The 24,928-nt window shown below is 53.5% G+C and carries 20 protein-coding genes; 4 read left to right on the plus strand and 16 right to left on the minus strand.

Features of this window, described 5'->3' with window-relative positions:
- Window positions 1-20 precede the first annotated feature (20 nt).
- Window positions 21-1,265 (minus strand): MFS transporter, encoded by a 1,245-nt coding sequence (locus ABO_RS07325; RefSeq protein WP_011588695.1) that lies wholly within the window; start codon window positions 1,263-1,265, stop codon window positions 21-23.
- Here ABO_RS07325 and ABO_RS07330 point away from each other — a divergent pair.
- Window positions 1,259-2,092, plus strand: coding sequence for a patatin-like phospholipase family protein (locus ABO_RS07330; protein WP_011588696.1), 834 nt, complete (start codon window positions 1,259-1,261; stop codon window positions 2,090-2,092). The genes ABO_RS07325 and ABO_RS07330 overlap by 7 nt on opposite strands.
- Here ABO_RS07330 and ABO_RS07335 read toward each other — a convergent pair.
- The 3 genes from ABO_RS07335 to ABO_RS07345 all read right to left on the minus strand — a co-directional run bounded on the left by ABO_RS07335 (window position 2,074) and on the right by ABO_RS07345 (window position 4,248).
- Window positions 2,074-3,186 carry a ferritin-like domain-containing protein gene (locus tag ABO_RS07335; RefSeq protein WP_011588697.1) on the minus strand — a complete coding sequence of 371 codons (1,113 nt, stop codon included), beginning with the start codon at window positions 3,184-3,186 and terminating at the stop codon, window positions 2,074-2,076. The two genes, ABO_RS07330 and ABO_RS07335, sit on opposite strands and share 19 nt — an antisense overlap.
- Window positions 3,187-3,316: 130 nt before the next feature.
- The gene (locus ABO_RS07340; RefSeq protein ID WP_011588698.1) at window positions 3,317-3,781 is read right to left on the minus strand and encodes a PaaI family thioesterase; all 465 of its coding nucleotides are present in this window, start codon (window positions 3,779-3,781) and stop codon (window positions 3,317-3,319) included.
- The gene (locus tag ABO_RS07345) at window positions 3,778-4,248 is read right to left on the minus strand and encodes a PaaI family thioesterase (RefSeq protein ID WP_046961881.1); all 471 of its coding nucleotides are present in this window, start codon (window positions 4,246-4,248) and stop codon (window positions 3,778-3,780) included. The genes ABO_RS07340 and ABO_RS07345 overlap by 4 nt, the downstream gene beginning before the upstream one ends.
- 135 nt (window positions 4,249-4,383) lie before the next feature.
- Between ABO_RS07345 and ABO_RS07350 the strand changes: the two genes are divergently transcribed.
- Entirely contained in the window at window positions 4,384-5,511 is a 1,128-nt protein-coding gene (locus ABO_RS07350; protein WP_041704950.1) for an alpha/beta fold hydrolase, read from the plus strand.
- Window positions 5,512-5,543: 32 nt separating this feature from the next.
- On the opposite strand, the gene ABO_RS07355 is transcribed toward ABO_RS07350, so the two are convergent.
- The 6 genes from ABO_RS07355 to ABO_RS07380 form a co-directional block, all read right to left on the minus strand.
- Entirely contained in the window at window positions 5,544-6,308 is a 765-nt protein-coding gene (locus ABO_RS07355; RefSeq protein ID WP_041704951.1) for a hypothetical protein, read from the minus strand.
- 93 nt (window positions 6,309-6,401) lie between these two features.
- Window positions 6,402-7,202 (minus strand): hypothetical protein, encoded by an 801-nt coding sequence (locus ABO_RS07360; RefSeq protein ID WP_011588701.1) that lies wholly within the window; start codon window positions 7,200-7,202, stop codon window positions 6,402-6,404.
- Window positions 7,203-7,614: 412 nt separating this feature from the next.
- A complete protein-coding gene (locus tag ABO_RS07365) occupies window positions 7,615-8,001 on the minus strand; it encodes a YkvA family protein (protein ID WP_011588702.1) in 387 nt (128 codons plus the stop codon).
- Window positions 7,991-8,773 carry a ParA family protein gene (locus ABO_RS07370; protein ID WP_011588703.1) on the minus strand — a complete coding sequence of 261 codons (783 nt, stop codon included), beginning with the start codon at window positions 8,771-8,773 and terminating at the stop codon, window positions 7,991-7,993. The genes ABO_RS07365 and ABO_RS07370 overlap by 11 nt, the downstream gene beginning before the upstream one ends.
- A gap of 620 nt (window positions 8,774-9,393) precedes the next feature.
- Window positions 9,394-10,758, minus strand: coding sequence for a glutathione-disulfide reductase (gene gorA / locus ABO_RS07375; protein ID WP_011588704.1), 1,365 nt, complete (start codon window positions 10,756-10,758; stop codon window positions 9,394-9,396).
- Window positions 10,759-10,846: 88 nt separating this feature from the next.
- Entirely contained in the window at window positions 10,847-12,421 is a 1,575-nt protein-coding gene (locus ABO_RS07380; RefSeq protein WP_011588705.1) for an FMN-binding glutamate synthase family protein, read from the minus strand.
- 266 nt (window positions 12,422-12,687) lie between these two features.
- Here ABO_RS07380 and ABO_RS14640 point away from each other — a divergent pair, with 266 nt between their 5' ends.
- A complete protein-coding gene (locus ABO_RS14640; protein ID WP_011588706.1) occupies window positions 12,688-13,338 on the plus strand; it encodes a lytic transglycosylase domain-containing protein in 651 nt (216 codons plus the stop codon).
- Between the two features lie 177 nt (window positions 13,339-13,515).
- Here the strand turns inward: ABO_RS14640 and ABO_RS07390 are convergent, their stop codons facing one another.
- Both ABO_RS07390 and ppsA read right to left on the minus strand, forming a co-directional pair.
- Window positions 13,516-13,812, minus strand: a complete 297-nt coding sequence (locus ABO_RS07390; RefSeq protein WP_011588707.1) for a Rieske (2Fe-2S) protein — start codon at window positions 13,810-13,812, stop codon at window positions 13,516-13,518.
- A gap of 149 nt (window positions 13,813-13,961) precedes the next feature.
- On the minus strand, window positions 13,962-16,334 hold the full coding sequence (gene ppsA, locus ABO_RS07395; RefSeq protein WP_011588708.1) for a phosphoenolpyruvate synthase: 2,373 nt from the start codon (window positions 16,332-16,334) through the stop codon (window positions 13,962-13,964).
- Window positions 16,335-16,858: 524 nt separating this feature from the next.
- Here ppsA and ABO_RS07400 point away from each other — a divergent pair.
- Window positions 16,859-17,677: a posphoenolpyruvate synthetase regulatory kinase/phosphorylase PpsR gene (locus tag ABO_RS07400; protein WP_011588709.1), complete on the plus strand. Its 819-nt coding sequence runs from the start codon at window positions 16,859-16,861 to the stop codon at window positions 17,675-17,677.
- Between the two features lie 404 nt (window positions 17,678-18,081).
- Here the strand turns inward: ABO_RS07400 and ABO_RS07405 are convergent, their stop codons facing one another.
- The 4 genes from ABO_RS07405 to prpC form a co-directional block, all read right to left on the minus strand.
- Window positions 18,082-19,566 carry a bifunctional 2-methylcitrate dehydratase/aconitate hydratase gene (locus ABO_RS07405; protein WP_035460366.1) on the minus strand — a complete coding sequence of 495 codons (1,485 nt, stop codon included), beginning with the start codon at window positions 19,564-19,566 and terminating at the stop codon, window positions 18,082-18,084.
- A 146-nt stretch (window positions 19,567-19,712) separates the two neighbouring features.
- Window positions 19,713-20,891: a 2-methylaconitate cis-trans isomerase PrpF gene (prpF, locus tag ABO_RS07410; RefSeq protein WP_011588711.1), complete on the minus strand. Its 1,179-nt coding sequence runs from the start codon at window positions 20,889-20,891 to the stop codon at window positions 19,713-19,715.
- 146 nt (window positions 20,892-21,037) lie between these two features.
- A complete protein-coding gene (gene acnD, locus ABO_RS07415) occupies window positions 21,038-23,629 on the minus strand; it encodes a Fe/S-dependent 2-methylisocitrate dehydratase AcnD (RefSeq protein ID WP_011588712.1) in 2,592 nt (863 codons plus the stop codon).
- Window positions 23,630-23,750: 121 nt separating this feature from the next.
- Entirely contained in the window at window positions 23,751-24,896 is a 1,146-nt protein-coding gene (gene prpC / locus ABO_RS07420) for a bifunctional 2-methylcitrate synthase/citrate synthase (protein WP_035460365.1), read from the minus strand.
- Window positions 24,897-24,928: the final 32 nt, after the last annotated feature.

Consider the following 24,928-nt stretch of genomic DNA (forward strand, 5'->3'; position numbering starts at 1 on the left):
GCACTTTCTAGTGTCCCGGATTAGACCTTGCGAGCCAGCCGCCATGCCAGAATCGACATGGGCGCCAGTAGCGTAATCACTAACAGGTACGGCCAGCGCTGGTCCAGCGTGTATAGCCCCGTGCCCACCAGAGGCCCAACGATAAAGCCCAGTGCCGGGCAGGCACTGGCCAGACCCGCCACCCGCCCCTGCTCTTCCGTCGGCACTCGCAGGCTGGCCAGCGACATAATTGCCGGCATGCCGAAGCCAAGGCCCAGCCCCACCAACATCACCGCGCCACTCATCAAAGCCTCGGCCTCCGCCAGCCAAAGAATGATCGCCCCGGCGCCGATGCTGGGCACCGCGAGGGCGACCAACAGTGTCGCAGGGGCCTTTAACCACTGCACTACGATCAGTTGCCCCGACAATGACGTTAGTGCCGCCATCATCATGGTCAAACCCAAGGCTCTGGCCGCTTCCGCCGGGCTCATCTGAAACTGGTCCTGAAAAAGGAAACCCAGGGTTTGCTGAATTAGCGCGAAACTCATAAACAGCATGACCCCCACCAATAGCAGGTCCCGCAAACGCGGATCCGCATAGGCTGCCAGCCCGTGGCGTAACACCGAACGTAACGGCACGGTTCTGGTTGTTGGCCGATGCGGTGATGGCGGCAGCCAAAGTGCCACGCTAATCGCCATAAGCGCCGTTAACGCAGCCACTCCATAGAGTGGAAACACCAGTGCAACCGTGGCCAGTATGCCGCCGGATACCGGGCCGACGACGGTGCCAACATTATTCGCCGCACCGATCCGGCCCATGCCCTGAGTGCGCTGGGCTGGAGTGGTAATGTCAGCGGTATACGCAGCCGCCGCCGCCGGAGTAGCCGCCATTATGGCGGCCTGTAGCATACGGCTGAGCACCAGCGCGGCCACCAGCCCGATACCCACCAGCCCCCCTCGTAACCCGAGATCAAAAACAACAGCAAACGACAAGGTTCCTAGCGAGTAGCCTGACAAACCGATCACCATTACCCGCTTGCGCCCTAGGGATTCACTCAAAGTACCCCAGACCGGGCTGGCTAAGGCGAACACTAACGCGGAGCAACTGATGATTAGCCCTACCTGCATTTCCGTCATACCGGTAGCACGTCCCAGTGAGGGCAGCAATGTAAACACCAGCGTCTGCCCTAGCGCGGTAACCGCTACGGCGGTCAATAACATTGTATGACTGAAGGTGTGCGAGGTAGGCTTGCCAGCGATTTCAGAGGAAGGGCTAAGCTGTGACATTAAAAATTCCGATTCAAGGGGTGGCGGAGCACACGCCACGGCAGGGTGGCCATCATCACGAGTTGCTGGCGGACTGGTTGGCAAAAGCACCATTCACTTTGGCCATGTCATCCGGTTTTTTCGGCTTCTTTGCCCATTTTGGCACCGTGCGCGCTCTGCTCGACCATGGCCTGCAACCTGCCCGTTTTTGTGGCTCAAGTGCCGGAGCGCTGGTGGGCGGCTGCATGGCGTCCGGTGCCAGCGTCAACGCCATCGAAGATACCCTGCTTGGCTTGGATCGCGCACAATTCTGGGATCCTTCCCCAGGTCTGGGACTGTTATCCGGGCAATCCTTTCGCACAATGCTAGCAGCTCTGCTGCCCATCCAGCGCATGGAACATACCCTAGCCCCACTAGCGGTCTCTGCCTGGCATGGCAGAAGCCGGCGTACGCACGTTTTACGGAGCGGCAATTTGGTCGAGTCTGTATACGCGTCCTGCGCAGTTCCTCTGCTGTTTCAGCCCGCTCGCATTGGCAAGAACTACTACTGGGATGGCGGCATCGCCGATCGGCATGGATTAGCTGCCACCTACCTCGCAGAGCGCGTACTTTATCACCATTTGCAGTCCCGCTCCCCCTGGCGTGCCCGTAACAGCTCAGCATTACACCACCCAAGGCGACCCAATTTGGTGACTATTGCCATTGACGGCCTCGCCCGCAGTGGCCCCAATAAGCTGGAAAAGGGCAGGCAAGCCATGCTGCAAGCCTATAACGCCACCGGCCGGGCATTGGCCCGGCCGGTGGGTAACTCGCTCATTCTTGAGTCAGTTCAAGAGGCTTCATCATAAAGCGGCTTGGACAATTCTGCCCAGTCTATCTGGCCATCATCCACCAGATTTTCAAACTGCAAAATCCCGAGCTCCTCAAAACGGGGACGTACGGATTCAGTCAGTAAGCCAATGCGCTTCAAGTTCGGCATAATCCGGGTGAACAACAGATTGCGGAACTGCACCATGATGGTAGACGACAACACTTGTTCACGGGCTTCGTCCGCATTCCAACCAAACTCCTCGAATACCTCGGTGCTGATCAGTCGCTCTCGCATCACCACGCAGGCCTCAAAGGCGAACTGCGCACGCTCCTCTTTTTCCTCTTCAGTTAGAGTCTCAACAAAACTTTCTAAGTAGTTGACACCAAAGGTAACATGACGAGCCTCATCACGAATTACCAGATGAATAATCTGCTTTAACTGTGGGTCCTGTGCGGTCATTTGCAGGGTATTGAACGCAGCCAGTGCCAGCCCTTCGATGATGATCTGCATCCCGATAAATTTTAGATCCCAGCGAGGATCAGAAAGAATCTTGTCGAGTAACAACTTTAGGTTGGGATTCACCGGATAGAAAATGCCGACCTTTTCCTGCAGGTAACGGGTAAACACTTCCACGTGCCGAGCTTCATCAAATGTTTGGCTGGCCGCATACAGTTTTGCATCGTAGGAGGGGGCGCAACTGGCTAACTGGGAGGCCACCAGCAACGCCCCCTGCTCACCGTGAACAAATTGCGCCAGTGTCCAGGCCAGATTGTGCCAGCCGAAACGCAGCTTTTCCTCATCGCTAAGCGACTCAAAAACAGACCAACCATTAAAAGGGTTAAACGACTGATCGAGGGGAGCTTCGGATTTGGGAAAAGTCTGGGACCAATCCACATCCATGTCCGCATTCCAATTGAGCTCTTTGCCCAGCCGGTACAATTTGCGGATTCGGCCGTCAGCAGAGGAATAATCCCAATTGTAATGCCCGGTAAGGGGGGTCTGGAAGATTTCCACCACATCTTCAATGTGCTGGGTGGTCAGCTTGTTTTCAATGTCTTCGTGACCCGGGCCGTCCCAATGTTGATAGATCCTGACGTCACTAGGCGGCGTGCTAACTTTGGTTATTTTCATAAGGCATCCTTGGTAGCGCTTAGTCAATTAAACGCTAGGCGGATGCCGTGAAAGGAACAATGTCGTGGAATGACAATCAGCGCCGTCCGTGGCGCATAAACACAATTGCAGCCCCGAAGCGGGGCTGTGATCAACCGGTTATTTCTGGGCTGGTATCATCCGACAGCAGGAAATGGGCGCGGGCAATGGTGATCGGCTCCTGTCGGTTTTTCTGCCACGCACTAATATGCACATTGGCAATACGCCGGCCCAGCCGCGTCACACTGCATTGCGCGTAGGTGTGACGAAACAGCCCGGCGCGCAGGTAATCAATGGTGAAGTCGATGGTTTTTGGTACCTTAGGCTCCCCCATTTGAAGCAATATGAAGATAATGGCAGCCTGCTCCATGAATCCGGCCACGGCCCCACCGTGCAAAGCGGGCAAAGTCGGGTTGCCAATCACATTGTCGTGTTTAGGCAGCACAAACGTGAGTTCGTCCCCCTGGGCCACCACCTGAATGCCCAAAAAACGCGCGTACGGCACACGATCGATCAAGGCCTGATACTCTGCCTTGCCACTGCGGCACTCTTCGATCAATGTTTTCAATGCTTTCATTGGCCCACCATCGCGCCTGCTTTATTAATTTGTAATCGTGTATATGTGGCCAGCCCGGTGGCGACAGGCTCATCGTCACCCCCTTCTTCCCAAGTCGTTACACTAACAAAGGCCACATGGTTCGTAAGCCGGTAACAGATGGCTTCACACACCACAGCCTTGCCTTTTCCGGGACTCCGCAGGTGATCCACCCGAAAATCGATGGTCGGGGTAATCTCAAACGTGGGGAAATTACGGCACGTAATCGCCATGCCACCAGCCTGGTCCATCATCGCAAAGATGGCCCCGCCGTGTACAACTCCAGTCTCCGGGTTGCCGACTAGGTCTTCGCGCCAGGGCATCCTCAGCCGGACACTGTCCTTTGTGGCACTAACGACTTCGAGCCCTAGAACAGCAGAGTGGCGAACAGATTCTAGGAAGCGATTACATAGGTCCTTGGGTGTATACGGAAGCGTTTTTTCTGTCACGACGGCCAATGTCTCCAGCAAGTTTCGGGGCCAAGATTAACGACTGCCAGCTAATCTGCAAGTATTACTTATTTTACCATAAAAACGGCCTTGCCCTCTGTTAGGCTTACCGCCCATTTCCAGGAGTCGTTGTGGATGGCTAAATCACGATTAAAAAAAAGTCTGCGTGCCGTTGGCCACATTGTTGAGCGCAGGCGCCACCCGCAACGCTTTATCCACGTGGATAAATGCCCGTGGGAGGAAGTGTATCGTGACGGCATCATGGCGGTACGCCATTACAGCCTACCCTCTACGGCTACGGCTAAAATCTCGATTAACGATGATTTCCTGCCTGTTTCCCCTGTAAAACACCGCATCCCCCTTTTGTTGGTTCCGGCGCTGGGTATTCATTGCTGGACCTACGATTTGATGCCAAACCGATCCATGGTCCGTTATCTTATGGCTCATGGTTATGAGGTCTATCTGGTTGACTGGGGAAAGCCTTCAGATACCGACTGCAGCCTAAATTTGGACACCTACGTCAATCGCTGGTTGCCCTCTGCAGTTGAAACAGTGCGAAAACATGCGCAGACCGAAACCATCAACATGATGGGCTACTGCATGGGCGGACTGCTGTGCCTAATGTATCTAGGCGGCCACAGTGATGCGCCGGTGCGTAGCCTGATTACCATTGCCAGCCCCGTGAATTTTCACAAAAGCGGCCTTTTCGGCAAGGCCTTAGGGCTGGCGGCTATCCCTGCCATGCAGCTCCATGACCGGTTTAAGATTCGTCTTGAACCGCTCAGTGATAAGCTATTCCATATCCCTGCCAGCCTCCTGGCACTTGGATTCAAGATGACCAACCCTCCAGGAGTGGTGCAGGCCTACATGGATCTGATCCGCAATATCGGTGACCGAGAATACGTCACCGAGTACATGACCATGGGGCAGTGGTTTAACGACATGGTCGATTATCCTGGTGCGGTGGTGCGTGAGGTTATCGAGAAAATGCTTCTTGCCAATAGTCTGGCCAAAGGCAAAATCCACATCGGCGGCCGCAGCGTGGATTTCTCATCCATTCAGCAGGATTTGCTCGCTTTTGCAGGCATTACCGACAACATTGTCAGTCTTCGAGCCGCACGGGATATCATCCAACTTGTCGGCAGCAAAGAAAAACGCTTCGAGGAAGTACCTGGCGGACACGCAGGCGCTTTTTGCGGTTCGAAAGCACCTTCCAATGCCTGGCGCATCAGCGCTGACTGGTTGGCGGCGCGCTCAGCATAGCGGCGCCGCCAGGTGATAAATCACAGCAGCGGTTATGGCTGAGCCAGCAGTTCGCTCACGTGTTCAGCCATTTGTGTCGCGTAGCGATAAAAAAGGTAAGGAATTTTCTGCGTATTCGGGTCATCCATACCGGGAATGGATTTACGCACAAAGGCCCAACGCTGATCGATAAATGCTAGCACTTCACGGGCCTTTTCATCGCCAGCATATTTGCCTTGCAACTCATCCAAGATCTCATCAATAGCGAGAGCTTGCGCAGCAAAATCCATAGACGGCAACCCTGTGCCCGTTTTCAGGCCCGCTGAGGGAAATGCTGCCAGCGCAGCATATTCACTAGCCAAGCGCTGCATGGCCACAGATAGCTCGCTGATATCCTGATAACGATCGTCCCCTGTCGGCTCTGCGTTGTTCACCAATGAGTCCACCGCCAAGGTGGTCGTATTGATTTCGCTCATGGCACGGTAATCTGCGTATCCCAGTGAGGCCAACGGATTATCCAATGCTCGTTTGCTAAGCGCTGTCCAGGATGCCTGGAGCTGTGCCACGGTTTCCTTTTGTTCAGGCGTCGCTTGCAACGCAAGCGCGTCCAGATGCTGCCGGCCATCCGCCAACAGCGCCTTGAGTGCTTCGCGATCCTCTGGGTTATCTCCGCGTATGGAAAGCATGTGAAACCCCATACGAACCCGCCAAGCATCCGCCTGAACCTGCGCCAACTCTGTGGCGGACATTGCTGCCTGGGTTCCCGCTGACACCAGAAACAATGCCGCGACTAGGCTATGCCGAATTTTTTTCTTCACTCCGTACTCCCCCGTCAGATTGTGAAGCGCCATTCTTAAAGACAAAACCCCCGCATAAATGCGAGGGTTTACAACACTGCCGCACTTAGCACCTTATTCAACAGGCCCAAAACTGGGCTTTTCTATTTCTACATCGGTTGACGCCAGATTGATCGCTTGGCTCATGGTCTCGACCATTTGATTCGTGTAACGGTAAATGAGATAAGGCACCGCGTTCTCATAAAACTTGACCATAGATTCGCGAATAAACATCCATTTCACGCCAGTCTGATTAAGAGCGCGACTAAGGGCTTCATCGTCTGCATGATTTTTTTTGGCTGCTGCCAACATACCTTCGAAATTAGGAACCGCATCCTTGAATTCGATACGATTGACATCAGCACCAGAGGCCATGCCCCCGCCCGGATCCGCTGCCACATTGAGATATTCTGAGGTCATCCTCTGCAGGTAAGCCGAAAGTGCACGAACATCATCGTATTCGCCTTCTGTCGCCCCGCTGAATGACTCAATGCGTTGGCTCATTTCTGCCGCCGTTTCGTTCACATCTTGAATCGTGTAAGTACGGGTAAACCCTTGCTCAGCCATGGTGTTGCCCTGAGCTGCAGGTTTGAAAATATCCCAGTGGCGCGTAAGGTCAGCAACCAATTTGCGCTCTTCGCTACCTTCCGCGTCCCTGCGCAGGGTATCCATTCCCGATTGAGCTCGGGTAATGGCACCGTCAAGATTTGAAATATAGGTTTTGCTGCCCGCCATCACGGTCAACATGTGAAAATCGGAACGTACTTTCCACAGCGCCAACTCAAAATCCTCGAGTGTCGCATTGCTAATGGCTGCAAGCCCTTGCATTGGCAGCAATACCATCGCAATGAGAGACCCCAGAAGACGCTTTCTCATAGCTGCTCCCTAATAATCACTATTGTTGTTAGTCAGTTATTATGACGTTATTCAGTTAGCAGACCAGCCCATCTCCTGACCTACACCACAAAACAATAGCATATAAAGTAGCAAAAAATAGGCGCCCGCGACTAATAGCCACAACGGGTTGAACGGTTGAGCAAGTGATAGCCCCCACGGCTATGGAAGCTCAATAAGGTGAGGCAACAGCCGTTCAGTAGGGAATAGGGTGCATCCATTGAAAAACACAGAACCGCGGCGCCGACCAGTCTGGAAGATCCGCAGGGCACGGCCTAAAGCACCCGCAATGCGCATCGCCTATGGAAAGTAATATGGAAAGTGATTTTGATTGCCAATAACGACAATCCTGCCACGTACCCCTCTATAGAAACGCGGCGTCTGAGAAAAGGCGCTAACGTTCTTGCTCATTGCGCCATTGCTGATAACGCTCTAGATCACTACGAGTGAGCGTCAACGCTCGCGATATCACCGCGACGTCATCCATTAGCCCCAGCGCAACAACCAGATCGGGAATTGCATCCAACGGCATCAAGAAATAAACCAGCGCCGCAGCAATCGTCAGCAAGCTGCCCCAGGGAACATTCTTGTACCGGCCTGTCACCCAGTCACGCAGTAAGGAGGCCAACAAAATCAGGTCACTGAAGGTCTCTCCCAGTCGCCCCTTAAGCCGATCTGAGCGATTAAATACCGCCTGAACGAGCCAGCGGGTCGCCGTGGCAGAACGAAGAATCCGCCCGGCCCTACGCCGGGCCTCCAGTCGAAAGGGGTTAACTGGCACTGATTTCCCGGAATAACGCCCGATATTCTTCGGTAAGCTTATGGCGTGGCTGCATGTTCACTAATGGCGTAGCTTGCTCGTGGGATTCGCGCATCACCACACTACTCGATAGCTTGTTAGTGAGGATCGGCAAGCCTTCTTCTTCAAGTGATGCGACCAACTCTTGGGGCAAGCGGGCGCGGGGCTGATATTGATTGACCACGATTCCCTCTACCTGAAGTTCGTCATTATGGTCTTCACGCGCTTCCTGAATATTTTCCAGCAAGGTGTACAGGGCTTTACGAGAAAAAGCATCGCAATCGAACGGAATCAACACCCTGTCCACAGCAATCAGCGAAGAAAGAGTATAGAAGTTATAGGCTGGCGGCGTATCGACAAAAATCTCGTCATAATCTTTTGACAAGGTCTTCAGCAAGCCGCGCAATTTATAGATTTTGTGCTTGGATTCGAGCATGTGCTCGATTTCTCCCAGCTCACCATCCGAGGGCAGCACAAACAGATTCTCGAACGGGGTAGCGTGTACGTAATCGCGAGGATCTTTTTCTTTTAGGCGAAACGACAGGGTTTGCGCAAAGAAGGTGCCGATATTGGGTTTCGGACCATGACCATCGCTGTACGCTTCCATGCCCAATAAATATTGGCTGGCGTTGCACTGTGGATCCAGATCGACAACTAGGGTGCGCTTGCCTTCCGACGCGCTGATGGCGGCAAGGTTGACGGTAATGCTGGATTTCCCCACGCCCCCTTTCTGATTGAACACCACTCTACGCATTCCTTGTTCTCCTTAAACAGCAGGTATCGGCGTTGTCGAATCATACACAGCCAGCAAAGCCACTCACAGTACCAAAGTGACCGCTTTACACTGCGGCGAAGACTGTCCACAGAAACTGTGGATAACTTGGTTAATAACCATTGGGCGGAACTCGCAAACCGTTATCACCCACGCGCAAGTTACAGTTCGATTAAAAAACACTCAAAACAAACGTGACTACACCCCACACGACAAATGTATTTGCTTTGCCTCACCGGGTGCCATGAATATCGTTAACAGTAAACACGATATTCCACCTCGATGCTCTCGTTGCTTTAAAGGCTGAAGGCTCGCTCTCATTTCAGTCAGAACGATTCAGCCTCGAACGTCACAGACACAAGGCGCCCCCTATATCCGACTCCCCTATGGGGCGAAATGCATAAATACATCGGTCTGAACTTTTTACTGACATGCGACTAAAAGCCGGTATTGCTTAGCTATCGCTATTCGATACCGGATGGCCATCAGCGGCCGGGGAAACCAGCAACGTGCCAGTAGCCACCGACGGCATTCCAATAGCGCTGACACGCCGTTGAATAATCACCCTGGGTTTTCGTAGATTGAGCTAGCGGCGTCACTAGTCAGGCCGTAATACGCACGCCCTGGCGTAAAGTCACCAACTCCTCAGCGGCAGTGGGGTGAATTCCCACGGTGGCATCAAAATCCGCCTTAGTGGCTCCCATCTTAATGGCCACAGCAAAGCCCTGGGTAATTTCTGCAGAGTCTTCGCCGGCCATATGCAGGCCAAGTACCTTGTCGGTCGTATCGTCCACAATCAACTTGATCAGTGAGCGTGCGTGTTTGTCACCCAGCGTGTACCGCATGGGCCGGAACGCACTCTTGTAGACGCGCACCGCAGGCACCTGGGCCAACGCTTGCTCCTGCGTCATGCCCACCGTACCGATATTCGGGTGACTGAACACGGCGGTGGCAATATTATGGTAATCCATGGTCGCTTCCGGCTTTTGTTGCCCATAAAGTTGAGCGGCCAGCCACATGCCTTCCGCCAATGCCACCGGCGTCAACTGCACTCGATCAATGACATCACCAAGCGCATACAAGCCTGGCACACTGGTAGCAAAACCCTCATCTACCTTGATGGCCCCGGCGTCAGTCATTGCCGGAGCAGCACCTTCGGCAAACAGATCATCCAGCTTGGGTATACGACCGGTGGCATAGAACACTTCATCAAACACCCCACGCTCACCATTTTTATAGGTAACGCGCTTCTCTCCCTCGCTGTTCTCAATGCTGGCGATGTCTGCATTGAACTTCAGCGTGACGCCCTGCTCTTCCATCTGCTCGGCAATAAAGCCGCGAATGTCGTCATCAAAACCGCGCAGGAACAGATCGCCACGGTAGACTTGAGTGACCTTACAGCCCAAGCCATGCAAGATGCCGGCAAATTCAGTGGCGATATAGCCCCCGCCCACCACGGCAACATGCTTGGGAAGTGTGTCGAGATAGAACAGATCATCGGAAATACGCACATGCTCACGGCCGGGAAAATCTGGAACGAAAGGCTTGCCACCCACGGCCACAACGATATGGCGAGCCGATAGCGTTATCTCACCGACTGAGACCTTGCCCTCACCCAGCACTTGCCCGTGGCCTTCAAAAATCGTCACCCCAGCCTGGTTCAGAATGCGCTGATAAATACTGTTTAACCGGCTAATTTCCCGGCTTTTGTTGTCGCGTAATGTGGCCCAGTCAAAATCCCACCCTTTTACGCTATAGCCATAATCTTCCGCCAAGGCAAACTCCTGCGGAAAATGGCTACCGTAAGAGAACAATTTTTTAGGGACGCATCCCACATTTACACAGGTCCCACCAAAGAAGCGTTCCTCAATAATAGCCACGTTAGCGCCATGGGATGCTGCCATCCGCGCTGCACGCACGCCGCCTGAACCGGCACCAATTACAACAAGATCAAATTCTGTGGTCACTGAATACTCCTTCGTGTTTTATTCATTGTGACAGCTGTCGCAATCAGCACCAACGCAACCGCTTGATCTCTCTTATAGCCACGGGCAATTACGGGCCGGTGCCGATGCCCTGCCAACGCATAAAAGGCTGCTTTTCACTGGGCCGCCCTTCACGCAGATAAATGCCAGGTTCGACCGGCGGCCACAAACGGTCCAACGGGATGGATTCACCGTTACTGCTGAGCATACGCGCATGATAGCGGCGTAACTCGCGTGGTTCGGTGACGCCACAGGAGTGAGCAATGGTTTCCACTTCCTTAACCAGATTGTTATGGAAATGCGCCACGCGCAGGGATTTCTCTGCTGGTATCAGACCTCTCTGTAGCCGTGGATTATGCGTTGTGACACCGGTGGGGCAAGTATTACGGTTGCACTGGAGCGCTTGAACACAGCCCAGCGCGAACATGTAACCCCGAGCAGACACACAGAAATCCGCCCCTACGGCTATCGCCCAGGCCACCATGCTGGGAGTAATCAGTTTGCCTGAAGCAATAATACGAATACGATCCGTTAGCCCATAACCATCGCGCAAATCTACCAGCAACGGTAAGGATTCAGCTAAGTACAACCCTACGTCATCCATCAAGGACATAGGTGCCGCGCCAGTGCCGCCATCGCCACTATCAATGGTGATAAAATCAGGGGCAGATTCCATCCCCCGCTCATGAATGGCCAGAAACAAGTCTTCCACCCATGACCAGGCGCCAAGCACACACTTTATACCCGTAGGCTTGCCGCTGACTTTGCGCACATGGGCAATCAAATCCAGCAAATCATCCGCGCTGTTCACCCCCGGCTGACCATTGGGGCTGATAGAAGCCTGCCCGGCAGGAATGCCACGGATAGCGGCAATCTCTTGGGTCACTTTATCGGCGGGCAAAATGCCCCCCTTACCGGGCTTGGCACCTTGGCTGAGTTTGATCTCAATCATTTTCACCTGTTGCCGAGCGGCAATGGCAGCTAAGCGCTCGTCATCCAGCTTTCCGTCAGCATCTCGTACACCATAACGGGCGGTGCCAACCTGAAAAACCACATCACAACCGCCTTCTAGATGATAGGGGGATAATCCGCCCTCCCCTGTATTCATCCAGCAATGAGCAATGGCGGCCCCATGAGACAATGCCTGCACCGCTGGGCGCGACAAGGCACCAAAGCTCATCCCTGACACATTAAAGAAACTGGGCGCCGCATAGGGTTGGTCGCAGTGGGGGCCAATCATCAGCGGCAGGGTTTTAGCGGCGTTTTTTTCCAACGTCGGATATGGACAATTCATAAAAATGACTCGCCCAGCACCAATTTGCTTAGTAGAGCCAAACGCCATGGTATTACTCAAGTCTTTTGAGGCCCGATATACCCAGGTACGTTGCGCCCGGTTGAAAGGTAGCTCCTCGCGATCCATCGCGAAAAAGTACTGACGGAAAAATTCGCCAAGAGTCTCAAAAAAATAGCGAAAACGCCCTATGAGCGGATAATTTCTGCGAATGGCGTGACGTTTTTGAAAGAACCGGTCCTGCAACCAAAACCCTGCTGCAACCAATATAACCAACAAGGTGAGGAGCAAAAAAATCAGCTCCAGCCAGGCGATGGCGTTGTTCATCCACGGTTCCAGATACTCAGGAAACATTTGCTCTCCTTGTCAGCAAGACGGCGCCGGCACAGAACTGTGCGTTGACGCACTTGGGACACAACCAGCCAATAGTATGATGCCCGCCCAGAATTTTGCTACGTTTAGCGGCCAGTGCGGTCAATTCGTCTGATGCTGGCCAGAAAGAAAAAAGAATGACGTTATCATGGGGTAACGTTAAGACGGATAGATAGAAAACAAAAAATAACGGTGTTCGTGGTGCCCTTCAAGCATTCCGACGCACCTGAAAAGGGGGACAGGCTTCAATGCGGGTTTTATCCATTAAATCTTGGCTGCCTGGGGCCCTATTGGCAGGCGGCATAATCGCCAGCGACGGTGCGCTTGCCGACAGTATCTATAAATACCGCGCCGCGGATGGCACGATTCTGTTCACTGACCAGGCTCAGGGACAGGTCGGCCCGCAATACACCTTCCTATCGGTGCGTAAAGGCTGGAGCGATATCCCGCGTGTACTCTCCAATGCCCAGCGTGACCAGTACGACACCCTGATCACCCAAGCAGCCACTCGCTTTCGCGTAGAACCAGCACTGGTCAAGGCGGTTATCCATGCAGAGTCACTATTCAACCGCAATGCCATTTCTCGGGTTGGCGCTCAAGGCCTTATGCAACTGATGCCAGAAACCGCCGCTTATTTGAAGGTCAACAACCCCTTTGACCCCAGGGCTAATATTGCCGGCGGCACCCAATTCATTGCTTACCTAAAAGGCAAGTTTTCCGAGCTCGATCACATCCTGGCCGCCTACAACGCCGGTGAAGGCAATGTGCGACGCTATGGTGGCATTCCGCCGTTCAAGGAAACCCAAGCCTACGTGAAGAAAGTGAAGCAGTTGCGCCTGCGCTATGCCCACCAGTTCGTGGCCCAGCAGGGGGACGAAACGGTGTTTGCATCTCGATAGGCGGCCTGGCCATCGCAATGTCTCAAGCACGATTTTTGGCTAACAGCCCCCCCTTGCTCGATTACGCCTTTCAGGCTAATCCGACCATACAAAATGCAACAGACCTGAGTTTAATTATTACGACGTAGGCCTGATTAATCTAAAAATCGACAAATCATACAGCCACGGGAACGCCACTTAGACCTCTACCCCTAACCACTGCCCATCGTAATCAATTCGAAATGATTCCAGTTGATAGGCCGCCGTCTCACACTTGCCACTGCGCAGAGAAAACGTCAGCCCGTGTCCTGGGCAACGCAACTGTTCATTTATCACCGTACAACGATCCAGAGGAAAATCCGCGTGGGGGCAACGTCGCTGCATTAACCAGGTTCGCCCGTCCTCATGAATCAACAGCAGCTCTTTACGGCCCAGCTTCACTGGCATTCGCAAACCATCATAAAGATCTATTATTTTGATCAATCGATGAAACATCGGCCCCTCTCAACACACAGAATTAAACCCCTACGCGGTGTCAGCGTGGCTGCGGCAAAACACCCAACGCTCAGCAACCCACAACGTAAAAAGCCCGCTTTCGCGGGCTTTTTACTGTGCTGCGTCATGGCCAGCCGGTCAAGCAGGCATTAGTTACCGTGCTTCTCGGCCAAATAGAACCAAGTATCCAGTACCGAATCCGGGTTAAGGGATACAGACGAGATGCCCTGCTCCATCAACCATTTGGCCAGATCCGGATGATCTGACGGCCCCTGGCCGCAAATACCAATGTACTTGCCCTGCTCATTACAGGCATCAATGGCCATCTTCAGCAGCTTCTTGACCGCCGGATCGCGCTCATCAAACAAATGGCTAACAATGCCGGAGTCACGATCCAGCCCCAGAGTTAGCTGCGTGAGATCGTTTGAACCTATGGAGAAGCCATCGAAGTGCTGGAGGAACTCATCAGCCAACAAGGCGTTGGTCGGCAACTCGCACATCATAATGACGCGCAAGCCATTTTCACCGCGCTTAAGGCCATTTTGACCAAGCAAGTCGATAACCTGCTCCGCTTCGCCCACTGTACGCACGAATGGCACCATGAGTTCCACATTGGTAAAGCCCATTTCATCACGGACTTTCTTCATGGCCCGGCATTCAAGCTCGAAACAATCGCGGAAGTTTTCGCTGATGTAACGGCTAGCGCCGCGGAAGCCTAGCATCGGGTTCTCTTCTTCAGGCTCGTACAGCTTGCCGCCGATCAGGTTCGCGTATTCATTGGACTTGAAGTCCGACAGACGCACGATCACCTTCTCCGGGTGGAAAGCCGCTGCCAGCGTAGACACGCCCTCAACCAATTTTTCCACATAGAAATCTACCGGATCACCGTAACCCGCAGTGCGTTTGTCGACGTTTTGCTTAACATCGTTGGGCATGGAATCGTAATTCAGCAACGCTTTCGGGTGCACACCGATCATGCGGTTGATAATGAATTCAAGACGAGCAAGGCCCACACCCTGGTTCGGTAAACCAGCGAAATCAAAGGCACGATCCGGATTGCCCACGTTCATCATGATCTTGAACGGTAATGAGGGCATAGATTCGATGGAGTTTCGCTGAATATCAAACGCCAGCTGGCCTTCATAAATCTTGCCGGTATCCCCTTCTGCACAGGAGGCTGTTACTTCCTGGCCATCTTTTAGAAGCTCGGTAGCATCGCCACAACCCACGATGGCCGGCACACCCAGTTCACGGGCGATAATCGCCGCGTGGCAAGTACGCCCACCACGGTTGGTAATAATAGCCGCAGCGCGCTTCATCACCGGTTCCCAATCCGGGTCGGTCATATCGGTTACCAGCACATCGCCAGGCTGGACCTTATCCATTTCCTTGATGCTGGTAACAATGCGCACTTTACCCGCGCCGATGCGCTGGCCAATGGAGCGCCCTTCAACCAGCACTTTACCGGTCTGCTTAAGCAGGTAGCGTTCCATAACGTTCACATCGGAACGGCTTTTCACGGTTTCCGGACGCGCCTGAACGATATACAGCTTGCCATCGTCGCCATCCAGCGCCCATTCGATATCCATGGGCATGCCGTAGTGTTTTTCGATTTCGATCGCCTGGCGGGACAAATCCTCGATTTGTTCATCAGTCAGGCAATAGCGGATGCGATCGTCTTTGTCCACATCCACGATTTTAACGGACTTGCCCGCGCTGCCTTCGGCACCGTAAATCATTTTCTGCATCTTGCTGCCCAAATTGCGGCGTAGCACAGCAGGTTTTTTGTTCAGCAAGGTTTTCTTGTGAACGTAGAATTCGTCCGGGTTAACCGCACCCTGCACGACCATTTCACCTAAGCCGTAGGACGCGGTAATGAACACTACATCCTTGAAGCCGGATTCGGTGTCCATGGAGAACATCACACCCGCAGCGCCCGTTTCGGAACGCACCATGCGCTGCACACCGGCAGACAGAGCAACGAGCTTATGATCAAAACCCTGGTGAACGCGGTAGCTGATGGCGCGGTCGTTAAACAATGAGGCGAAAACCTCTTTAACCGCAATCATGACGCTGTCTACGCCACGAATATTCAAGAAGGTTTCCTGCTGGCCGGCAAAAGACGCATCGGGCAGATCTTCCGCGGTCGCTGAAGAGCGCACGGCCACTGGCAGGTCTGCGTTGCCTTCGCCAATCTGGGCGTACGCATCACGAATCGCCTTGTCCAGCTCAGGCTGGAACGGAGCATCAACTACCCACTGGCGGATCTCTTCACCCGTCTTTGCCAGTGCGACCACGTCTTCAACGTCCAGCGCAGACAACGCTTCGTTGATTTTCTGGGTCAGGTTGTTGTGCTCAAGAAACTCACGGAAGGCTTCAGCGGTAGTGGCAAAGCCGCCTGGAACGGAGACACCCGCTGCCGACAGATTGCTGATCATTTCACCTAAGGATGCGTTCTTGCCACCTACGTGCTCAACGTCATCTTTTCCCAGGTCCTGAAACCAGACTACATATTCCGCCAAGGTCGTCTCCTTTTACGTATTACCGGTTGGTTTGTTAGCCAAAGCAGGTCGGCACACCTTGTGCCGATAACGCCTGAATGCAGGCGCAGCACAAGGTGCCGGCTCAAATCGAGCGGACATTCTACTCAAAACCACGGCAGTTTGCCTGCCCCCTCTTTCAGATTTACACGGTATTTGGGTAGGAGTTGGGTCAATACTCTGTCCAGACCATTGGCACACACCGTTACGGAGCGCTATCTCTTTGAAAATAAAGAAAACTATTGCTCTGCTAGAATTGTCAGGCAGCGAGTATGACTCGCGCCCTATCCAGACGACCCATGGCGACTTAGACGTCTGTCAAATCAGCCAACACTGTCAGATAGCACTGGCCGCACGCCAACTCAGCGTCTAGACTGGATCCATTCAAAACAAAGACTTACCCTCTGCAGGAGCGGCGCTTAAGTCATGAACATCACACTTTCCACGACCAGCCCCTAACCGGGCAGAGGCGCTCCGCTCCTACGGTAAAAGAAACGGCAAACACAATGAAACGAACCGCTTTTTACCTTTCCGATGGTACCGGTATCACCGCAGAAACCTTGGGTCACAGCATGCTTAGCCAATTCGGCAGCATCGAATTTATTCAGGTGACTCTGCCTTTCGTCCAATCCGATGAGCAAACTCGTGAAGCGGTGGCTCGTATCAACAAAGCCGCAAAAGAAGATGGCGCTAAGCCAGTAGTGTTTTCCACGCTGGTAAACACTGATCACCGCGCCATACTGCACGGCTGTGACGCCCTGATTCTCGACTTGTTTGGCGCCTTCCTACGGCCCCTTGAAGACGAGCTTGGGGTGCGTTCCAGTCACAAAATCAACCAAAGCCACGCCATTCGCGATGCAGAGTCTTATCGCATCCGCATTAACGCGGTGCATTTCGCCCTGGATAATGACGACGGTGCACGCACTCGGCATTATGACCAGGCCGACATCATCCTCATCGGCGTTTCGCGCTCCGGCAAAACCCCGACATGCCTTTACCTAGCGTTGCAATTCGGCCTGTTCACCGCCAACTACCCGCTCACCGAAGATGATTTCGACGACCTGCGCCTCCCCAAAGCTCTGATGGAGCACAAGCATAAACTGTTCGGCCTCACCATCGATGCCGACCGCCTGAGCGCCATCCGTAGCGAGCGCAAAGCCGGTAGCAAATATGCCTCTCCGCGTCAGTGTGATATGGAATTACGAGCACTGGAAGCCATGTACAACAAGCATAATATTCCCTATTTGGATGCAACGGAGCTTTCGATCGAGGAAATTAGTACGCGGGTATTGGCGATGAAGGGGCTGAAGCGGCGGCTGCAGTAGTCAGTCCCGCCGTGGGCAGCGGGCCTGCAAGCGATACATTACGATGATAGCCCTCATAAACTGCTAGCATATTAGTGGCGGCAGCCCCTCTGCGCCGACACCAGATTTTCATTACCCATGGGGTGGTGAGCTCTTCTAGGCGTCAGCCATACTATGATCTCGCCCTAACAAATATCGGTTGCCGAACTCCACAGTGCTGTTTCACCCGCTGAGTGAGCCTCTCTGAATGCAGATATACCCGTATGCTTATGTTTAAAGGGGCGGGTCATACCTTATTGAGATGCCTCCCTTCTGCAAAGCGCCCCTGCCACCCAATAAATTTTGCTTACACGCAAGCCGCTGTAATAGCGGCGTTGTAGCGCGGTAAAAGGGGGCACGCCGCGAGCGGCACAGCTACTCGGCGGTTATAACGCTAAGATGTTCATGAATTCATGCACCGATTTTGTTGTCAGCCGCTCACGGCTCTTACAGGTATCCAGAATGCGGTTCGCTCGTGTTGGCGGGAAGCAGGTCAAAACATTCTGGTGAAACTTGCTCATTAAGTCAGGGATACTCTCCTCCCTGCGGCGGCGGTGACCGATAGGATATTCTATGGAAACTACTTCTGTTTGGGTTCCGTCCTTGAAAAAAATCTGAATGGCATTGGCAATGGAGCGTTTAGCCGGGTTCAGGTAATCGCGAGTGTAATCAGCACTTTCAATGATCTGCATTTTGTCCCGAAGCGTATCAATCATCGGGTTATTGGCATGAAAAACGTCTTCGTAGTACTCAGCGCTGAGATCGCCCATGATCAACGCAACGGCGATCATGTATTGCAAGCAATGGTCCCGGTCCGCGGGGTTCGCTAATGGCCCTTGTTTGGAAATGATTCGAATTGCAGATTCATGGGTAGTCACCTCAATTCGCTCAATATCATTCAAGCGCTCTTTTACCTTCGGATGAAGCAATACCGCCGCTTCGCAGGCTGTTTGGGCGTGGAATTCCGCCGGAAAGCGAACCTTGAAAAGAATATTTTCCATTACGTAGCAACCGTAATCACGCTGCAAACGGAACTGGCGCGTCTCGCGTGGTTTGATTGCCTGATCTTTGTTGCTCTTGCTGAACAACACATCATAAAAACCCCACTGGGGGGCGGTTAGGGCGCCGGGTATGCCCATTTCATCACGTAAGGCGATATCAGCAAGGCGCACAGCTCGGCTAGTGGCGTCCCCAGCAGCCCATGATTTGCGTGATCCCGCATTCGGAGCATGGCGATACGTTCGCAGCGCCTGGCCATCGACCCAAGCATGGGAGACAGCAGAAAGCATTTGCTCTCGGTTAGCGCCCATCAGGTATGACACCACCGCCGTGGACGCAACCTTCACCAACAATACATGATCCAGCCCAACGCGATTGAACGAATTCTCAAGTGCCAACACCCCTTGAATCTCATGGGCCTTGATCATAGATTCAAGCACCACGCCCATGGTTAAAGGCGGTCGGCCCTCAGCAACCCGTTTTTGGGATAGATAGTCCGCCACAGCGAGAATTGCGCCAATATTGTCCGAAGGGTGCCCCCACTCAGCGGCAAGCCAAGTGTCGTTGTAATCCAGCCAGCGCACCATGCAACCTATGTCCCAGGCGGCTTTAACCGGATCCAAGCGGTAAGGTGTACCAGGCACACGCGCACCATGAGGCACTATTGTGCCCTGCACTATCGGCCCAAGGTGTTTGGTACATTCTGGAAAACGCAAGGCCAGCAACCCACAGCCAAGGGTATCTAGCAAACAGATATGAGCAGTTTGCCAAGCTTCGGCGGAGACCACCTGATAATCACGGACATAGTCCACAATAGCCTGAATTTCCTGATCGTAATCGGGTCGTAGATTCTGGTCGGTATTGCTGGGCATGTAGAAGCCTCCCCTCAATGGGTTGGCGTTTAGAGTCGCCCTACAGGTGGCACAGGGTCAAGGGTTGGTTGGCATGAAAAGGGCGCTATACGATTAAACAGGCGAATATGAATAGGCATCCATATCCGCCATGCCGTCAATGCTAACTAGATACTGTCACCGGGAATTCGGACATTGCCTTCCATCAGCACACGCGCACTACGGCTCATGCTGGCTTTAGTGGCGGTCCACTGACCATTCACTTGTTTAGCCCCTGCCCCAACCCGCAATGTACCGGAGGGGTGGCCGAAGGTAACGCTATCGCGCTCACCGCCGCCGGCTGCCAGGTTCACCAATGTACCGGGTACTGCGGAGGCACAGGCGATGGCCACGGCTGCGGTACCCATCATGGCATGATGCAACTTGCCCATGGACAAGGCTCTAACCAGCAGATCGATATCCCCTTCTTCAATTTGCTTGCCGCTGGAGGAGGAGTAGCTCTTGGGCTTGGAGACAAACGCTATTTTCGGGGTATGCTGGCGTGCCTCGGCTTCTTCTATATTGTCGATGAGGCCCATACGTTTAGCGCCGTAGGCGCGAATGGTCTCAAAGGTTTGCAGCGCTTCCCTATTTTCGTTGATGTCACCCTGCAGCTCGGTACCGTTGTACCCGATATCTTCGGCGTTAACGAAAACCGTCGGGATACCGGCGTTGATCATGGTCGCCGCAAAGGTTCCTACACCTGGAACTTCAAGCTCATCAACCACATTACCGGTGGGGAACATGGCGCCCTCCCCGTCTGCCGGATCCATGAAGTCCACTTTTACTTCAGCCGCGGGGAAAGTCACACCGTCCAGCTCAAAATCACCGGTTTCCTGTACTTCGCCATTGGTAACGGGAACATGGGCAACAATCGTTTTCTGAATGTTAACCTGCCAAATACGCACTTCGGCAATACCGTTTTCCGGTATCCGATCCGCTGCAACCAAGCCGTTGCTAATGGCAAAAGACCCCACTGCCGCGGTCAGGTTGCCACAGTTGCCACTCCAATCCACAAAGGGCTTATCGATGGAAACCTGACCAAACAGGTAATCCACGTCGTGGTCCGCTTTTTCGCTTTTGGCCAGAATCACCGATTTACTGGTGCTGGAGGTCGCGCCCCCCATACCATCGGTGTGCTTGCCATAAGGATCGGGACTACCGATCACCCGTAACAGGATTTTGTCGCGCACATCTCCAGCAACCTGTGCCGCTTCGGGCAGGTCTTTCAGGCTGAAAAAAACACCTTTACTGGTGCCCCCGCGCATGTAGGTGGCGGGGATTTTTATCTGTGGTGCGTGAGGCATAGTTTTGCTCCTTCAAAAAACCCCGGAGCTAAACAGCCGGGGTTTGAGAATTTATCGGCCGTTAGGGCGCTTACTATGGCCAACCTGGCCCTTGCTTAAGGGGCTGGTTGGCTGACAGACAAACGTCTACTGGCAAGGGCGGCGAATCAGCCTGCTTCTTCCATAAATTCATTTGCGAATTTCTGTAGGATGCCACCCGCGCAATACACGGACACTTCTTCTGCCGTATCCAAACGGCAGAGCACAGGGATACGCTCAACGTCACCGTTAGCGCGGTGCATGATCAGCGTCAACTTGGCGCGGGGCGCCGGCGTCCCTTCCACATCAAAGGTTTCGGTGCCGTCAATGTTAAGGGTGTTGCGAGTAGTACCTTCTTCAAACTGCAAAGGCATCACACCCATACCGATCAAGTTAGTGCGGTGAATACGCTCGAAGCCTTCAGCAACGATGGCTTCCACCCCGGCTAACGCCACCCCTTTAGCCGCCCAATCACGGGACGAGCCTTGACCGTAATCGGCGCCTGCGATGATGATCAGCGGCTGCTTACGCGCCATGTAGGTTTCAATGGCTTCCCACATGCGTTTCACTTCCCCTTCTGGCTCAACCCGAGCCAGGGAGCCCTGAATCACATTGCCATCTTCATCCTTGACCATTTCATTGAACAATTTCGGGTTAGCCAGCGTGGCCCGTTGTGCCGTTAGGTGATCACCACGGTGAGTCGCGTAGGAATTGAAGTCCTCTTCCGGCAAGCCCATTTTGTCTAGGTAAGCACCGGCTGCGCTGTCCAGCAGGATCGCGTTGGATGGCGACAGATGGTCCGTAGTGATGTTGTCCGGCAACACAGCCAATGGACGCATGCCTTTCAGCGCACGGGCCTCAGCCATGGTGCCTTCCCAGTAAGGAGGGCGACGAATGTAAGTGGACTGCGGACGCCAATCGTACAGCGGGCTCGCCGCACGTACACCATCGTCCTTCTTCTCAAACATGGGGATGTATGTCTTGCGGAACTGCTCAGGCTTAACCGCCGACTTCACGATGGCATCAATCTCTTCATCCGACGGCCAAATATCCTTAAGCATAATCGGGTTGCCGTCCTGGTCATGGCCCAACACATCCTTTTCAATATCAAAACGGATGGTACCGGCAATGGCATAAGCTACCACTAGCGGCGGTGATGCCAAGAAGGCCTGCTTGGCGTAAGGGTGAATCCGGCCATCAAAGTTACGGTTCCCAGACAACACCGCGGTAGAGTAAAGGTCACGCTCAATCACTTCTTTCTGGATTTTCGGATCCAATGCACCAGACATACCGTTACAGGTAGTACAGGCAAATGCGACAACATCAAAACCTTGTTGCTGCAGCTCAGGCAGCAAACCGGATTCTTCTAGGTACATTTTTACCGTTTTAGAACCGGGGGCCAAGGAGCTTTTCACCCAGGGCTTACGCATCAGACCCAGCCTGTTAGCATTACGTGCCAACAAACCAGCACCAATAATATTGCGCGGGTTGGAGGTGTTAGTGCAGCTAGTGATAGCCGCGATGATCACCGCACCATCAGGCATCAAACCCTCTTCCTGCTTCCACTCCTTGGCGATGCCACGGCTACTCAATTCAGAGACAGGCAGCAGGGAGTGCGGGTTGGACGGGCCAGCCAGGTTACGCCCAACTGAAGCGAGATCGAACGACAGCACGCGCTCGTATTCCACCTCTTTCAGACTGTCGGCCCACAGGCCCGTTTCTTTGGCGAATTTTTCAACCAAGGCAACCTGATCATCTTCACGACCGGTAAGGCGCAAGTAATCGATGGTCTGATCATCGATAAAGAACATGCCGGCAGTGGCGCCGTACTCCGGCGTCATGTTGGCAATGGTGGCACGGTCGCCAACAGACAGGCTGTCCGCACCTTCACCGAAGAATTCAAGATAGGCGCCGACCACGCGCTCTTTACGAAGGAATTCGGTAAGGGCTAACACCAAGTCAGTACCGGTGATACCTGGGTGCAACTTGCCGGTCATTTCCACGCCGACGATATCCGGCAGACGCATCATGGACGGGTTACCCAACATCACATTTTCCGCTTCCAGACCACCCACGCCCACGGAAATCACACCCAGTGCATCCACCATGGGGGTGTGGCTATCGGTGCCCACACAGGTGTCCGGGAAAGCCACACCATCGCGCACTTGCACCACCGGAGACATTTTCTCCAGGTTAATCTGATGCATGATGCCGTTACCCGGCGGAATCACGTCCACGTTATCGAAGGCGGTTTTAGTCCAGTTGATAAAATGGAAACGGTCTTCGTTACGACGCTCTTCCACCGCGCGGTTTTTCTCAAATGCACCTTCTTCAAAACCGGGATGCTCAACGGCCAAGGAGTGATCCACAATAAGCTGAGTCGGCACCACCGGGTTCACCTGGGACGGATCGCCACCTTTCTCGGCGATGGCATCACGCAGGCCGGCCAGGTCTACCAATGCGGTTTGGCCGAGAATGTCGTGGCAGACAACCCGAGCTGGGTACCAAGGAAAATCCAGATCGCGCTTGCGCTCAATTAGTTGCGTCAACGCATCGTTCAGATCAACCGGTGCACAACGGCGCACCAGCTGCTCTGCCAAAATTCGTGAGGTATAGGGAAGTTTTGCATAGGCCCCAGGCTGGATCGCATCGACCGCCGCACGGGTGTCGAAATAGTCCAGCTCTGTGCCGGGAAGGGATTTGCGGTATTCGGTGTTCATAGCCTGGGGATCTCTTGTCTAGGTAAATCTTGGGTAAAACATTCGGCACTCGCGATGCGAGCATGACTTCCCGCAGGAGCCTACTCCTATCGCGGGAAGTCATGCTCGCAAAATGAAGCGCTTAATCTCGCTCTGCGATTGGCGTTACCGGGCGTAGTTCTTCACCGGTATAATCCGCGCTTGGGCGAATGATGCGGTTATCCGCACGCTGCTCCATCACATGGCCAGCCCAACCGGTCAGGCGGCTCATCACGAAGATCGGCGTGAACAGTTTGGTGGGAATGCCCATGAAGAAATAAGCGGAGGCATGGAAGAAATCTGCGTTACAGAACAGTTTTTTCTCGCGCCACATCACCTCTTCACAACGCACCGAGACAGGATAGAGCACAGTGTCGCCCACGTCCTGACTCAACTTTTCCGCCCACTCTTTGATGATGGCGTTACGCGGATCAGATTCAGTGTAGATCGCATGACCAAAGCCCATGATTTTCTCTTTGCGCTTAAGCATGCCCATCATTTCCTGCTCGGCATGATCTGCATCAGAGAACTTTTCAATCATGTCCATGGCCGCTTCGTTAGCGCCGCCATGCAACGGCCCACGCAATGTACCAATGGCACCGGTAATACAGCTGTGGATGTCAGACAAGGTTGACGCACACACACGGGCGGTAAAGGTGGAGGCGTTAAACTCGTGCTCTGCATACAGGATCAAGGACACGTTCATTACGCGCTCATGCAACTCATTGGGCTTCTCACCGCGCAGCATGTGCAGGAAGTGTGCACCAATTGAAGAATCACCGGTGTTTTCGTCGATACGCACACCGTCATGGCTAAAACGGTACCAATAACAAATGATGGACGGGAAACACGCCAGCATACGATCGACGCAAGCTTCCTGGGTCGGGAATACGCCCATCACTGAAGTATCTTCTTGCTCAAGGTTACCCAACATGGAACAACCGGTACGGATAACGTCCATTGGGTGTGCATCTTTCGGAATTTGCTCCAGAACCGTTTTCAGTTCTGCAGGCAGGCTACGCAGACCTTGAAGCTTGGTTTTGTAAGCATCCAGCTCCGCTTGATTTGGCAATTTGCCTTTAAGGATCAGGTACGCCACTTCTTCAAATTCGCAGTTTTCTGCTAAATCCTTAACGTCGTAACCGCGGTAGGTCAGGCCGGAGCCAGAAACGCCCACAGTGGAAAGTGCAGTTTTACCAGCGACCTGACCGCGCAAACCTGCGCCGCCGAGTTTTTTTGCTTCAGCCATGATTTGTCTCCTTGTAAATCTATTTTCAACCG

This window comes from Alcanivorax borkumensis SK2, assembly GCF_000009365.1.
Lineage (GTDB): Bacteria > Pseudomonadota > Gammaproteobacteria > Pseudomonadales > Alcanivoracaceae > Alcanivorax > Alcanivorax borkumensis.